Raw genomic sequence first — 13,893 nt, 5'->3', positions numbered from 1 at the left:
CTGCCGGGCGAGAAGCCGACCGAGAAGGATTGGGAGGATCATCTCTCCACCGCCTTCCCCGAAGTGCGGATGAAGAGCTTCCTCGAAATGCGCGGCGCGGACGGTGGCCCGTGGAACCGCATCTGCGCGCTGCCTGCGCTCTGGGTCGGCCTGCTCTACGACCAAGGCGCGCTCGACGCCGCGTGGGATGTAGTCAAGGACTGGACCATGGAGGAGCGGCAGGTCTTGCGCGACTCCGTGCCGAAGCTGGGGCTCGACGCGCCGATCGGCGGCGGCCGCAAGCTGCGCGATATCGCGAGCGAAGTCGTGGCGATCGCCCGTTCCGGCCTTGCCTCGCGCGCGCGCCTCAACGGCGCGGGCGACAATGAGACGGGCTATCTCGGTTTCCTCGAAGAGGTCGCGGCGTCCGGCAAGACCAACGCCGAACGGCTGCTCGACCGCTATCATGGGACATGGGCCGGAGACCTAAGCCGGGTCTATGCGGAAGAGAGTTTTTAGCTACTCGGCCGGTTGGGCGTCCAGCCGCGCCGCCGCCCGCTTGCGGCCGATCACCCAAGCGAAGAACCGCGGGACCGGCGCATTGCGCTCCATCCACTCGCTGTAGGTCCGGTAATCGGGATCGGCGGACAGATGCTGCTCCTCGGTCTTCGCACGCCAATAATAGACCGCGTTGGTGAGGGCCAGCATCGCGCAGTTGCGCACCATGTCGGTCATCGACCCGGTGACGGTCAGGAAGGGCAGCGAGGAAAACCACCAGAAGAGATTCTTCGACAGATAGGCCGGGTGCCGGCTCCAGCGATAAGGACCATGGGTCAATATGCCGCGATGGGTGAGATTGGAAAAGCGGATGCCGAACGCGACCGTCGCCCAGGCGTAGATGCCGGTCAGCAGCACCAGCCAGCCGCCCAATATCCATTGCAGGGTCGTCGACCCTTGCGTCCACACATCCCATTCCGCGCCGCCGGCATGATAGTCGAGCGGCCCGCCGCCGCCCATCAGCACGAAGGGCGGGTAGCAGATCAGCGCCGCGACCCAGCCGCTCAAATAGGGATTGGCGGTGCGGATGTGCGAATCGAGCGGCTTGAAGGTCAGCATATAGCCGACCGTGGCGATGCAGACATCGACCATGAACATGATCGCCACGAGGAATCCGGCCAGCGCTACCGGATTGGCGATCGCGTCGCTCCATCGCCATTCGACCACGCTGGCGAAATTGCCCGGCACGATCGACACCATGAAGGCGAGGAAAAAGCCCTTGACCGCCCAGGCGCGGGCATGGTGCCACACTTGCTCCATATCGGGCGCGCCCGCCGCGCCGCCGATCACCCACTGGCCGAAATGATAGGAGGCGTCGCGCGGCTCGACCAGCCGCCGGTCGATCCAGATCACATAGGGGACAGATGCCGCCAGCAGCCAGGGCGCGGCCGCGATGAACAGGTCCATCGAAAAGCGGTAATTGCCGCTCCAATACCAACGCGCGATGCAATAGAAGATGGCGATGGCAAGCCAGGTCGCCCATAGCCCCGCGATCTTGACGAGGCTGATGTCGAGCGCGGCGCGCAAGGGGCGCGCCGGCCCGCGCCAATCGATGCCGGTCGACACGCGGCGGTGCACCTTGTCCACCACCAGCGACCAGAGCACCATCGGCAGCCCGCAGGCCACAACCGCCGCCAGCCCGGCATTGGGGCCGCTCATGCCGAAATGGCGCGCAATCAGCGTCCAGACCGCCAGCCCCGCCAGCCCGGCGATACCAACGCCATGGCTGACGGCGGAGGGGGGACAGGGATCGGCCTTGCGCATGGCAGGCGGCTTAGCGGAAAATGGTAAGCAAGCGGTGAAGGGCGGCCTTCAGAGAAGGCTGCCCGCCAAGAGACGATATCATCGGGAGGTTGCCTGATCGGGCAGCAGGTCGCTCTTCCAAGATTTGGTCGCGTTCAAGGCCCGCCGGCCCCCTTGCGCTGCTCCTGCATCCTCCCGATGCTAAGCGCACCGGCCGAATCGGCCCGCCCCTCTGACACGCGGAACCCCTGCCTCATGCGCGTCGCGATTGAAGCGATCCTCGACTATGACTTTGCCGAGCCGACCGATGTGCTGCTGGCGGTGGAGGCGGCCTCGCTGCCGGACCAGCAGGTTATTGCCCAGTCGCACATCATCGACAATGCCGGGCCATTGACCAACAAACGCGGGGGCAGCGGCGTGGGCCGGCGCACCTGGACCCGCACAGGGACTGGGCGGATGGTCAGCACCTATCGCGCGACGGTGGACGTCGATCGCGCGCCCGTCGATATCGCGGCGCTGCCGCGCAGCCCGCTCCCCAGCCTGCCCGAGGAGGTGCTGCCCTTCATCTGGCCCAGCCGCTATTGCGAGGCCGACCGCTTCGTCAGCTTCGTGTGCGGCCACTTCCCCGATCTGGACGGCGGCGCGCTGGTAAAGGCGCTGGTCGAGTGGGTGCACGCCAATCTCGTCTATGCGCCGGGCAGTTCCAACGTCGCCACCACGGCCGCCGATACGTTCGTTGCCCAGCAGGGCGTGTGCCGCGACTATGCGCATTTGACCGCCGCGCTGATCCGGTCGCGCGATATCCCTGCGCGGCTGGTATCGGTGTATGCGCTGGGTCTCGATCCGCCCGATTTCCATGCGGTGGTGGAAGTGTGGCTGGACGGCGCCTGGCATATCGTCGACGCGACCGGCCTTGCGCCGGTGGAAACGATGGTCCGCATCGCCGTGGGTCGCGACGCCACCGACATCGCCTTTATGACGATCTTCGGCGGCGCGACGATGAACGCGCAGGCGATCAATGTGACGCGGGTCTGACCCGCGCCGTCAATAATCCTTCGAATAGCGCAGGTTCGCCGACGACCCGGCATTGGTGCCCGTCCGCGATAGCAGGCTCAATGCCTTCGACAGGGCGATCTCCAGCTGGGTCGCGGTGAAGCCCTTGGAGTCGGTGATGACCTCCACATAGATATTGTTGGAGATATGCTGCCCCACCGCGAGCGATGTGCCGCGCCCGGTCGCCTCGTCGCCCCCGACGATGCCGATCCGATCGATGCCCGACGCGCCTTGCAGCTTGCCCATGGGATTGAGACCGCCGCTGCCGCCGCGAAGGCCATTGAGCGCGGCCGCGAGCTGCACCGCCTGCACCGCCGAGAGGTTGGCGACATTGTCGCCAAATAGGATGCGCGCCAATATCTCGTCCTGCGGCAAGGTGGGCGTGGAGATGAAGGCGATATCGGGCTGCTGCGCGCTGCCGGTCACCTGGATGCCGGCGGTGACCGTGTCGATCCGGGTCTGCGCCTTGATCTGGAGCGTCGGGTTCATCATCGGCCCATTGAAGTTGATGATGCCCTGTTCCAGGTCGAACTGGTGCCCGGAGAAGCTGTAGCGGCCGCGTATGACTTCGATCCGGCCGATCACGCGCGGCGCGGCGGTCGTGCCGGTGACGCGCATATTGGTTTTCCATTCGGAATCGAGACCCATGCCGGTCACGTAAATCTCGTTGTCGGCGCGCACGCGGATGTCGAGCTTCCAGTCGGCCGGGCGAGCCGCCGCCTGACGCGCGGCGGTGCGCGCGGCCAGCGGATCGCTATTGTCGCCCTTGCGCCGGATGCCGGTAAGCTGGCGGATCTCGGTGCCGCCCTGCCAGGCGACGCGATAGCGGGTTTCGGGTAGCGACAGGTCGCCCCGGATGAGCCCGCCCGCCTGTGCGCCGTTGGTGATGTTCATCGTGCCGCTGACGACGCTGGTGATCGCCTCGCTGCGGGCGAGCCGGGCGCGATCGAGCTTCACCGCGATGTCCATGGGGAAACCGCTGTCCGCCGCGAGCCCGACCGTGCCCGACGCCTGCACCGTGCCGTCGCCCGCGCGACCGGCAAAGTCGCGGATGTCCAGCCGGTCGTTGGTGAAACGCCCGTCCAGCCGCATCTGCGTCACCCGCGTGCCGAACGTCTCATTCTCGTAGGTGAGCGCATTGGCGCGGACCACGCCGTTGAGGCGCGGATCGGCCAGCCGCCCGCCGAAGTCCGCCGCCACGGCGAGGCCGCCGGTCAGCTGCTGGTCGGCGAGGCCCGCGAAGGAGAAGAGCACGTCGGCCGGCCCGGCATAGCGGATGCCGCCGCCCAGCGGCGCATTCTGCAACTGTTCGGCCCAGCTTGCGCCAGCACCAGGCGGCGCGAGCGTGGCGACGAAACGGCCTAGCGTCGCATTGCCGCGCCGGATCAACCCGCGCATGTCGCCGCCGGCCGAGGACAGCTTCCCTTCGACGCTCATCGATACCGGATCGGACACGGCGGTCAGGCTGGAGCGGCGAAAGTCGTTGATCGCAAGGCGGGTGGTCGCGGTGGGGAAGGTGCTCCCTTGCTGCGCGTAATCGAGCGTGCCGGTCGCGCGGCCGGTGATGCCGAGGCCCGGCGCGGCGATGTTGACGATAGCGAGGTCGAAATCCTTGAACCGCGCCTGCAATGCGGTCGTCCCGCCGAAGCGGCCGGCCAGATCGACCTTGCCCTGCGGCAGCACCAGGGTCGCGGGTTCAAGGCGATAGCCGCCCTGCTCGATACGGATGATGGCGGGGCGGCCCAGGCGGAAGTCGATATTCGCCGCCCGGCCCTGCAAAGCCACGGCATAGAGGTTCGGGCGCAGCGCGGCGTTGGCGGCGATCGAGAAGGGCACCCCGCTCGATCCGTCGGCAACCAGTTGCGCCCGCCCGCGCCCGCCCTGATAGTCTATCCGCCCGCGCGCCTTCCGCACGACATAGTCGCCATAGGCGGCGTTGGCGATCTGTGCGTCGGCGCGGATTTGCGGCTGGTCGGTTAGGACCATCGACGCGGTGACGATCGCGCGGCCGATGACGACATCGGCATCGCCCGGCAGTTTCGCGTTGGTGGCGGTGGCGTTGAGATCGACGCCCTGCGCCTTGCCCACTGCCGCCAGCCGCAGCTGCCCCGTGATGCCGGAGCCGTTCATGGCGAGCTGCCCGGTGAAGGGGCCGGCGGCGCTATGCTGGATGCGGCCGTTCATGTCGATCCCGGCGAAGCGCGCGCGCGCCACGTCGATCGTCAGCGGCCCCTGCGCCGTGCGGATAAGGACATTGGCGAAGAAGGGGCCATAAGGCGACCCGCCCGTCGCCTCCAGCCGATAGCCGCCCGCCTCGCCGTTGAGTTTCGCGACGACATCGGTGAGCGGCACCCCGACATTGGGCCGTGCCGCGCGCAGCACCGCCTGCGGTCGCTCCATCGTGCCGCGCACCGTCAGTGCGAGCGGGCCATATTGCCGGGAGGAGGCGGTCGCGTCGAACGCGATCTGCCCGTTGGTGTCATAGCTGCCCGATCCTGAATGGATGGTGAAATTGGGGGCGGCGCCCTTGAGGCCAGCTAGGGTGAACTTGCCTTCGGGTGTCATGCCGATGCGGCCGGTCGCTACGGCGTTGCCGCCGAGGAAGTCGCGAACGGACGCGTTTTCCCAGCGGGCGGTGCGGACGCCGAAGCGGCCCGACAGGCCGAAGCCACCGCGCGGTCCCGGCACCAGTTCGACATCGGTGTTCAGGTTGACGATGCCGACGCCATCAATCCTATAGTCGTTGACGCGACCTTTGAGCGCCCCGCGATAGAGGGCGTTGTCGAGATCGGCGAGGACGATGGCGGTCGCATCCACCCGGTCGCTGTCGATCTTGAGATTGTCGCTGATGAGCTTGCCGCTGGCATAGGCGAAGTCGCCCTTCACCCGCAAATTATTGAGCAGACCGCCCGCCGCCGCATTGAGGCCAGTCACCCGGCTGGCCGTGGCGTTGACCGGGACGCGGATGCGGTCTGTGTCGATGACCGCCCGGCCGCTGGCCTTTAGATTCTCGATGCCGGTTGCGTCGAAAGCCAGATATTTGGCGGTCAGGTCATAATCGATGAAGGGGGTTGCCATCGGCCCGTCGAGAATGACCGAAGCGCGCACATCGCGCCCCTTCACCTTCTCCATGATCGCGCCGGGGGTCAGCAGCGCCGCGTTGATGCGTAGCGCGCTGAAGCGGCTCGTCCCCAGGTCCACCAGCCCCTGCGCATCGGCGGCTAGCGCGGGTGAGCGCAACGTTCCCTTCAGGTTTACGCGCCGTTCGTTGAGGCCGGCAAGCAGATCGACGTCGAGCTGCGGCCCGGCCAGCCGATCGACCGTGCCGGCAAAGACCAGCCCCGGCCGCACCGGGCCTTTGACCGCGAAATTGCCGTCGCGCGCCGCCAGCGCCAGGTTCGCCAGTTCGCCCTTGGGTGAGCGCGCGATCAGCCGCCCGTCCCATGCCTGCCATGTGCCCTTGCCATCCAGCGTCGCGGTGACGCCATCGGTCAGGCCCGACATGGCGGCGATCACCCCGCCTTTGGGCGCGGTCAGCGTGCCGCTCATGGCGAGGCGGTTCTGCGCCGGCACGGCGTCCAGCTTCGCCTGCAACCGATCGCCGCTGTCCACCACCGCGCTGGCGGATAATTGGGCGCGACCATCGGCGATGTGAGTCACGCCGTCGATCGCGATCTCGCGCTTCTGCCCGATCACCGGCCGCGCCAGCACGAAGCGGGCGATCTTCATTCGGTCGACGTCAATGTCGAGATCGGGCAGGATCGGCGCGTTCGGGTCGCTTGGCGTTGCGTTGAACTGCGGGCTGCGGGCGAGCACGATCAGTGGGCTTTCCAGCAGACTGACCGACAGGTGGTTGTTGACGTAGCGGAACGGCTTCCACACGACGTGGACTCGCGGCGAGACCGCGAACACGCCCTTGGGATCGCGCAGGACGAGGTCGTGGATCACCATGTCGCCGTAGATCGATCCGTCGATCCGTCCGACCTCGATCTTCATGCCCGATTCGAGCTGGAGCGCGGCGATCTGGCCGATCAGGAAGCGCTTGCCTTGCTGCGTATTGAGTCCGAGCAGCAGCCCGGCGACCAGCAGGACGAGCGCGACGGTCAGGCCGACGAGGCCGATCGCGATCTTCTGCCACAGCGGCCGGCCTTGCCGGATCACCACGACGTCTGAAGGGGGGATGTTGTCGTCCTGCGCCATCAGAATGCCTGCCCGATGCCGATATAGATGGCGAATTTGGATTCGCCCGGTTGCCGGTTTATCGGCATGGCGATGTCGGCGCGGAACGGGCCGAAATTGGTGTAGAACCGCCCGCCCAGGCCCACGCCGTAGCGCATATTGCTGAATTTGGGGATTTGGCTGTCATAGACCTGCCCGCCATCGACAAAGGCGACCACGCCATAATTGCCGAAGCGGTAGCGCCCCTCGACCGCGAATTCATTGACCGAGCGGCCGCCGATCGGATCGTTGTTCACGTCCTTCGGCCCCAGTTCCTGATAGCCGAAGCCCCGCACCGATCCGCCGCCGCCGGCATAGATGCGGCGGGAGGGCGCCACATCGTCCAGATCGACCCCGCTGATCGTGCCGAGGCGCACCCGGCCGGCGATCACCAGGCTGTCCATGACCGGATAATAGCCGCTGAGGTCGAAGGTCGCGCGCAGATAGGGCGAGAATTTGCCTTGGAGCGATCCTTCGGGCTCGGCGCGCAGATTGGCGCGGAAGCCGCGCGTGGGGTTCAGCAGGTCGTTCGACTGGTCATAGCCGATCTGTACCGGCAGGCCGGCGATGAAATAGGTCCGCCGCGTCTTGTCCCCGGTCGCGGGGTCGATCACGACCTGCTCGTTGGTCCCCAAAATCTCCGCGCCGTAGCTGTAGGTCCAGCGCTTCTGGAAGATCGGCGTGGACTGGCGCGACCAGCCGATGTTCACGCCGGCGGTGAAGGCTTCATAGGCGTCGTAATTCTGGTGATTGAGCGTGATGCCGGTCTGGAAGGTCTTGTCGCGCTTGCCCGCGTTGGAGCGGCGGAAGGTGGCCGACGCGCCCTGTTCCTGCGTCCCCGCGATCGCGCCCAGGATCAGCGCGCCTTCGGGCGGGAAGAGGTTGCGATGGGTCCATGTGCCCTCCGCGCGGAAGCCCTGGCCGGTGCCATAGCCGCCTTCGGCCGCGAGCGTGCGCGCCGGTCCCGCCTCCTGCTCGACATGGAGATCGACATATTCGGTGCCGTCCGGCCCCGGCTCGCCCGTCCGCACCGGATCGACCGCGACGCTGGAGAAGAGGCCCGTCGCGACCAGCGCCTTGCGGAGATCGTCGACCTTGCGGCTGTCATAAAGTTCGCCGGGCTTGTAGCGCTTGATGACCTCCATATGATCCGCGCCGAAAGCCTGTTTCTCGCCCGACGTTGTGATCCTGCGGAAGGTGCCGCGCGGGCCGACCTCGACCGGCAGCGTATAGTCGCCGGTCACGGTTGCGGGATCGAGCAATATGTCGCGCTGCCCCACCTTGGCGAAGGGATAGCCGTTTTCGGGCAGCCGCACGCCGACATTGGCCTCGGCGCTTTCGACCGTGGCGGCGACGATATAGTCGCCGGTCTTGAGCGGCAGGCTGTCGCGGATCAGCGTCGGCGGGACGGTGGGATCGGCGGTGATGACGATGGCGCCGATCTTGTAGCGTTTGCCCGGCGTCACCGAGATGACCGCCGTTAGCTGTCCGTTGCCGCTCTGATCGAGGCTGGCAAGCGCGGTCGCGTCATAATAGCCTTCGGAATAGAGCAGGCGCACCGCCAGCTTCTCGTCCTCGTCGGCGCGCTGCTGCACCATCACGGCGGTCTCGGCGCGGCCCTCGCCGTCGATCAGAGCGGATTCGCCGCGAAACTCGTCCTCCAGTCCCGTCTTGCCGAAGCCGTCGATGGTGGTGGCGTAGCGGACTTCCGGCGGCGTCGCATTGGGATCGTCGTCCGCAGCGACATTGGCGGGCACGGTCACGCTGTCGAGCGGCGGCAACGGCTGGGCGAGTTCCTGCTCCTCGGCCGGTTCGATCGCTGGCGGCAGATCGGCCGGGACGGCCGTTTGCTGCGGCATCTGCTGGTCTATCCAGCTGTCGATCGAGGGCAGCGGCGCGTTGGGATCGGTGCCTTCCACCTTGGGCAGGCGCGCTTCGAACTGGTCGTCGGGCAGGATCGGGTCTTCGGCGGCAGCATCGGGGGCGGGTGGCATCGCCGTCTGCGCCAGCAGGGGCAGTGGCGACGCGCTCAGTAAAAACAGGGCCGCCATGCACCGGACATGAGATGCCTGTGGTCCCGTCATTGCGCCGCGCTGCCCCTTTCGCGCCGCGCTTATCTTATGGCCCGGCGAAGGGCCAATACGCCCAAGGGGTTGCGGCGGTTCCACCTGCGACATGATTTGCCGCGCTTCCCTCGCGACTCACGGGGCGCTAGAGCAGCATCATGACCTTCGCGCTCAACATTTCCCGGTCGATCAGCGGGCAGCCGTGGCGCTGGCGCGGCGGCGGGGCGGACGGGCGCGATCCCGCTTATCTGCCCGACGATCTTGTGACCCAGCTATTGCTGGCGCGGGGCTGCGCGCGCGAGGCGGTGGAAGCGCATCGCAACCCCACGATCCGGGGCTTCATGCCCGACCCCAGCCTTTTTAGGGACATGGACGCGGCCGCCGAGCGGCTGGCCGACGCGGTGCAAGCCGGCGAGGATGTCCGCATCTTCGGCGATTACGACGTCGACGGCGCGACCAGCGCGGCGCTGCTGATCCGGCTGCTGCGCGATCTGGGGCTGCACGCGAAACCCTATATCCCCGACCGGCTGATGGAGGGCTATGGTCCGTCGGGCGAAGCGCTGGTGCGGCTTGCGGGGGAGGGCGCGACCCTGATCGTCACGGTCGATTGCGGCGCTCAGGCGTTCGAGGCGCTCAGCATGGCGCGGGCCACCGGGGTCGACGTGGTCGTGGTCGATCATCATAAATGCGCGAGCCAGTTGCCCGAGGCCTTCGCGCTGGTGAACCCCAACCGGCTGGACGAACATCCCGATGCTGCCTGCCACGGTCATCTGGCTGCGGTCGGCGTCGCCTTCCTGCTGGGCGCGGCACTCGTGCGGGTGCTGCGGGTGCGCGGCTGGTTCGCGAACCGGGCCGAACCGGCGCTGATGGAACTGCTCGACATCGTTGCGCTGGGAACGGTGGCGGATGTCGCGCAATTGAAGGGGCTGAACCGCGCCTTCGTGGCGCAGGGGCTGAAAGTAATGGCCAAGCGGCGCAACATCGGCCTTGCCGCGCTGATCGACGCCGCGCGGCTGACCCGTGCGCCGCTCTGTCACGACCTGGGCTTCGCGCTCGGGCCGCGCATCAATGCCGGGGGCAGGGTGGGGCAGGCAGACCTGGGCGTCCGCCTGCTGACGACCGACGATCCGGTGGAGGCGGCGCGCATCGCCGCGCAACTCGACCACTATAATGAGGAACGCCGCGCGATTGAGGCGACGGTGCAGGAGCAGGCTGAGGCGCTGCTGGCGGCGCAAGGCAACCGCGCGGTGGCGGTGATCGCGGGGCCGGGCTGGCACCCCGGCGTCATTGGCATCGTCGCCGGGCGGATCAAGGAGAAGGCCGGGCGGCCCGCCATCGTCATCGCGCTGGATGAGACGGGCGTCGGCAAGGGGTCGGGGCGATCGATCTCTGGCGTGGACCTGGGAGCGGCGGTGCTGGCGGCCAAGGACAGCGGCTTGCTGGTCGCGGGCGGCGGGCACGCCATGGCGGCGGGGCTGACGGTCGCCGCCGACCGGATCGACGCGCTCGCGGACTATCTGGACGATCGCCTGTCCGCGCCGGTTGCGAAAGCGCGCGACGACCGTGCGTTGCTGATCGACGCGGTGCTCGCGCCCGCCGGGGTCAATCCCGATTTCGTCGCCGCGATCGAGCAGGGCGGCCCCTATGGCGCGGGCTGGCCCGCTCCGCTGATCGCCGCCGGGCCGATGCGGGTGATAAAGGCCGACGTGGTGGGCAACGGCCATCTGCGCGCGATCATGAGCGGAGAGGATGGCCGGTCGATCAAGACCATCGCCTTCCGCCAAGCGGAAACCGATCTCGGCCAGGCGATCTTGGGCGCGCCGCGCGACCGGCGGCTCTGGGTTGCGGGCAAGGCCAAGATCGACGATTGGGGCAGCCGCCCCGCTGCCGAACTGCATCTGGAGGACGCCGCCTGGGCCGACTGAGCGGAGGCGTCGATTTTCTTGACGCCAAGGGGTTGACCCTGTCCCCGTCTCCCCGTAATTGCGCCCTCGCTTCAGCACGCTGCCCGATTGGCGGCGCGCCCAGTGGCCCCTTCGTCTAGCGGTTAGGACGCGGCCCTTTCACGGCTGAAACACGGGTTCGATTCCCGTAGGGGTCACCATATATCTCAAGCACTTAGTCGGCATTTGGCTCTAAGCATCAAATATCCGTTGGCGGACGTCAGCGAATGCCTACCACCGTTTAAAGAGGCGGCGCGGGCGTTCCACCGTGCAGCGGGCAATATCGAAGCCCTCGCGCTGCATCTGCCGCCACACTTTGGGTACGCCGTAGACCTTGAAGTTGGCATCGAATACGCGCCGAACCTCGAGCTTCATCGCCTCCCATACTCACCCCGATGCTCATCAATGAAGCTGGTCATCGCTTGAACGGGCGGTCGAGCTCCGCCTGGGCAAAATATGCAGAGGCCCCTTCGGCAGGCTCAGGACAGGCTTGTGCAGGATCTCGTTAGCGTGCCGCAGCTCGCGGTTCTCGCGTTCTAGTGCCTTGAGGCGATCTGCCAGTTCGGTCGAAACGCCGGCACGCTTGCCGCTGTTCACCTCGGCCTTCTTCACCCACTCCAGGAGCGTGTGGCCGGAACAACCGATCATGGCAGCAATGGAGGTGATCGCTGCCCAGCGGGATGGATGCTCGCCTTCCTGGTCCAGCACCAGGCGGACTGCCCGCTCACGCACCTCAGGGGCAAACTTGTTCGTCGTCTTGCTCATCGTAGCCCTTTCCTCTCAGGAGTTAGGGCCTCCGGCAATCCCGGGGCGGTTCAGGGGCCTTCCGACCGCCTCCATTAGAATCTTCGATGATGGGGCCCGATCGACGCCCCTCAGTCGCCGTTGGCATCAACCATGAAAACCGCAGATTTGCCCCGCGACGCAGGATCCCATCCTGCCGATAATGCTGCCCGCACCCCGCGCGACGCAATCGCATCGTTGATGTGCAAACGCCCCTTGGGCAGTCCTTTCATCAGGCGCTTGGGGGGTGGAAATTCTAGGACAGCTGCGCGTGGCATGTCTCTCTGGCGCAAGGAGACAGTCATGCCCTTCCAGCCTTCGGAAGAGGATAATTGAGGCTCGCTCAGCAGTTCCCAATCAAATTTGGAACCGTCGATCTCGACAGTCCCGCTGCGGCCGGATGCTTGAACCATGTCACTCCTTTAGTATGCCGGCAGCTTCACTCCATCCATGCCGCCGCAGGATTTTTCGACGCCGTCAGTGGCCAACGGGGGGCCGCGAAGCAATGCCGGTTCCGGACGAGGGCTTGTCCTAAGCGCTCACCCAATCCGATATGATCATGCCCTTATGGCCTTCTGGTGCCAGGGCGTCGCGCAATGCTTCTAATAGCGGCGGCAATGTCTGCGTGAAGGCGTAGGGCGGGTTGACGATGAAGAGGCCGGCACCATTGTAGATGCCGGGTTGCTCGCTATCGTACAGCCAATGTTCCACCCGCAGCAGTTTCGGAATGCCGAGCTTGCGCAGTTGCTCCTTCCACCGCTGATGCGTCGCGCGGTCTTTCAGGGGAAACCAGATCATCGTCACGCCATGCGCCCATTTGCGGTGAGCGGCGGCCAGCGTGGACGTGATGCGAGCCCGCTCGTCCGTCTGCTCGTAGGGCGGGTCGACTACAACGACGCCGCGCCCGGCGCGCGGCGGCAGCAGAGCCAACCAAAGTTCGTAAGCGTCGCGTTGATGTATGGCCGCGCTGGAGCCCCGCATCACGCCGCGCAGGACGTGAACGTCCTTCGGGTGCTTTTCATTGAGGATCAGGACATCCTGCGGGCGCAAAAGCTGCGTCAGAATCGTCGGCGAACCGGGGTAGAGGTGAGGTTCGCAGCCGACATTCACCGCCTGCACGGCGGCGCGGTAGGAGTCCAGCAAGGTATTCGTGTTCGCAAAAGCTCGCAGCACGCCCCCGGCGGCCTCGTCGGTGCGTTGGGCGTCGTCGCTGCCAAGGTCATACAGCCCGCAGCCGGCATGGGTGTCGATCAGGGTCAGCCCACCCTCTTTCTGCTGCAAGGCGCGCACCAGGGCTATCAGGAGGCTGTGCTTCACGACGTCGGCGCTGTTGCCAGCATGGAAGGAATGGCGGTAATTCATTGTAACTCAGAAATTCGGGTGATCGGCTTTACACGATCGGCCCGCCCTTCTGCAAAGCGAAGCTGTGGCCGCGCTAGTATTGCTGAGCGCGGAAGACGCGCGCCAGACAAAGCAGCCGATTTGCAACGCGCGTAGGTTCAGGCGGAAATGGACGACCCTTTGTCGTCGTTTAGCCCTCGATTTTCGATCCCCAGCAACCGACGGTCCGCTTTTCCGGCAGCTGTCGACCAGCTCTGGTCGTTCGCTGCCCAGCCGGTCAACTTCTGGTCCCGCCAAAATCCGTCGTTCGCCGATTGGGCTTTGACCGGCTTCCAGACCAGCCATGCGCTAGTGCGTAGACTCATTACGCGTTGCACCAGAGGCGGACACAGATGAGCTTGATGGCGGCGAGGAAGTTGGCCGGGTCTTTGTCATAGCGGGTGGCGATGCCGCGGAACTGCTTGATACAATTGAAGAATCGCTCGACGAGATTCCGTTGTTTGTAGAGCCATGGGGAGAAGGGGAAGCGCTGCTTGCGGTTAGATCGATTGGGAATGTTCGCCCAGACGTCTCTTGCCGCAGCAGCTTCGCGGATGGCGTTGCTATCATATGGCGGCCTGAAGATCGACCAGGTGCGTCGGATGAAGGATCTGGAGTGTGAATCGGCGTGCAAAAAGAACCCCGTTAGCGGGGTGATCGGCGTCTAAAAG

At 66.1% G+C, this 13,893-nt stretch carries 8 protein-coding genes, 1 tRNA gene, 2 pseudogenes and 1 other annotated feature; of the genes and pseudogenes, 4 read left to right on the top strand and 7 right to left on the bottom strand.

What is annotated here, in order from left to right:
* Positions 1-498 (top strand): glutamate-cysteine ligase family protein (locus V2B31_RS13825; protein WP_328279471.1); only part of this gene is annotated, 498 nt, incomplete at its 5' end.
* Here the strand turns inward: V2B31_RS13825 and V2B31_RS13820 are convergent.
* Positions 499-1,800: a methyltransferase family protein gene (locus V2B31_RS13820; protein ID WP_328279469.1), complete on the bottom strand. Its 1,302-nt coding sequence runs from the start codon at positions 1,798-1,800 to the stop codon at positions 499-501.
* Between the two features lie 234 nt (positions 1,801-2,034).
* Between V2B31_RS13820 and V2B31_RS13815 the strand changes: the two genes are divergently transcribed.
* Positions 2,035-2,814: a transglutaminase-like domain-containing protein gene (locus V2B31_RS13815; RefSeq protein ID WP_328279467.1), complete on the top strand. Its 780-nt coding sequence runs from the start codon at positions 2,035-2,037 to the stop codon at positions 2,812-2,814.
* A 9-nt stretch (positions 2,815-2,823) separates the two neighbouring features.
* Here V2B31_RS13815 and V2B31_RS13810 read toward each other — a convergent pair whose 3' ends face one another.
* Both V2B31_RS13810 and V2B31_RS13805 read right to left on the bottom strand, forming a co-directional pair.
* Positions 2,824-7,032 (bottom strand): translocation/assembly module TamB domain-containing protein, encoded by a 4,209-nt coding sequence (locus V2B31_RS13810; RefSeq protein WP_328279465.1) that lies wholly within the window; start codon positions 7,030-7,032, stop codon positions 2,824-2,826.
* Complete coding sequence (locus V2B31_RS13805) at positions 7,032-9,134, bottom strand: autotransporter assembly complex protein TamA (RefSeq protein WP_328279461.1); 2,103 nt, start codon at positions 9,132-9,134, stop codon at positions 7,032-7,034. Before V2B31_RS13805 ends, V2B31_RS13810 begins: the two co-directional genes overlap by 1 nt.
* Before the next feature lie 140 nt (positions 9,135-9,274).
* On the opposite strand from V2B31_RS13805, the gene recJ reads away from it, so the two are divergent.
* Positions 9,275-11,041 carry a single-stranded-DNA-specific exonuclease RecJ gene (gene recJ, locus V2B31_RS13800; protein ID WP_328279458.1) on the top strand — a complete coding sequence of 589 codons (1,767 nt, stop codon included), beginning with the start codon at positions 9,275-9,277 and terminating at the stop codon, positions 11,039-11,041.
* 104 nt (positions 11,042-11,145) lie between these two features.
* Positions 11,146-11,220 (top strand) — tRNA-Glu (locus V2B31_RS13795).
* 88 nt (positions 11,221-11,308) lie between these two features.
* Here the strand turns inward: V2B31_RS13795 and V2B31_RS13790 are convergent.
* The 4 genes and pseudogenes from V2B31_RS13790 to V2B31_RS13775 all read right to left on the bottom strand — a co-directional run.
* A pseudogene (locus V2B31_RS13790) lies at positions 11,309-11,824 on the bottom strand (IS3 family transposase); the annotation flags it as partial.
* Positions 11,401-11,520 (bottom strand) — a sequence feature (AL1L pseudoknot). It overlaps the preceding pseudogene by 120 nt.
* A 110-nt stretch (positions 11,825-11,934) precedes the next feature.
* Positions 11,935-12,255 (bottom strand): hypothetical protein, encoded by a 321-nt coding sequence (locus tag V2B31_RS13785; protein ID WP_328279456.1) that lies wholly within the window; start codon positions 12,253-12,255, stop codon positions 11,935-11,937.
* 118 nt (positions 12,256-12,373) lie between these two features.
* Positions 12,374-13,204, bottom strand: coding sequence for a 23S rRNA (adenine(2030)-N(6))-methyltransferase RlmJ (locus V2B31_RS13780; RefSeq protein WP_328279454.1), 831 nt, complete (start codon positions 13,202-13,204; stop codon positions 12,374-12,376).
* A gap of 343 nt (positions 13,205-13,547) precedes the next feature.
* Positions 13,548-13,793: pseudogene (locus V2B31_RS13775) on the bottom strand (transposase); the annotation flags it as partial.
* Positions 13,794-13,893 lie beyond the last annotated feature (100 nt).

The sequence above is a fragment of the Sphingobium sp. genome (assembly GCF_036170395.1).
GTDB lineage: Bacteria > Pseudomonadota > Alphaproteobacteria > Sphingomonadales > Sphingomonadaceae > Sphingobium.
This window is presented reverse-complemented; position numbering and strand designations above follow the sequence as displayed.

Excerpts from the sequence above, each read along its gene's own strand:
- V2B31_RS13820 (WP_328279469.1), bottom strand. The coding sequence starts at position 1,800 with ATGCGCAAGGCCGATCCCTGTCCCCCCTCCGCCGTCAGCCATGGCGTT.
- V2B31_RS13815 (WP_328279467.1), top strand. The coding sequence starts at position 2,035 with ATGCGCGTCGCGATTGAAGCGATCCTCGACTATGACTTTGCCGAGCCG.
- V2B31_RS13810 (WP_328279465.1), bottom strand. The coding sequence starts at position 7,032 with ATGGCGCAGGACGACAACATCCCCCCTTCAGACGTCGTGGTGATCCGG.
- V2B31_RS13805 (WP_328279461.1), bottom strand. The coding sequence starts at position 9,134 with ATGACGGGACCACAGGCATCTCATGTCCGGTGCATGGCGGCCCTGTTT.
- recJ (WP_328279458.1), top strand. The coding sequence starts at position 9,275 with ATGACCTTCGCGCTCAACATTTCCCGGTCGATCAGCGGGCAGCCGTGG.
- V2B31_RS13785 (WP_328279456.1), bottom strand. The coding sequence starts at position 12,255 with ATGGTTCAAGCATCCGGCCGCAGCGGGACTGTCGAGATCGACGGTTCC.
- V2B31_RS13780 (WP_328279454.1), bottom strand. The coding sequence starts at position 13,204 with ATGAATTACCGCCATTCCTTCCATGCTGGCAACAGCGCCGACGTCGTG.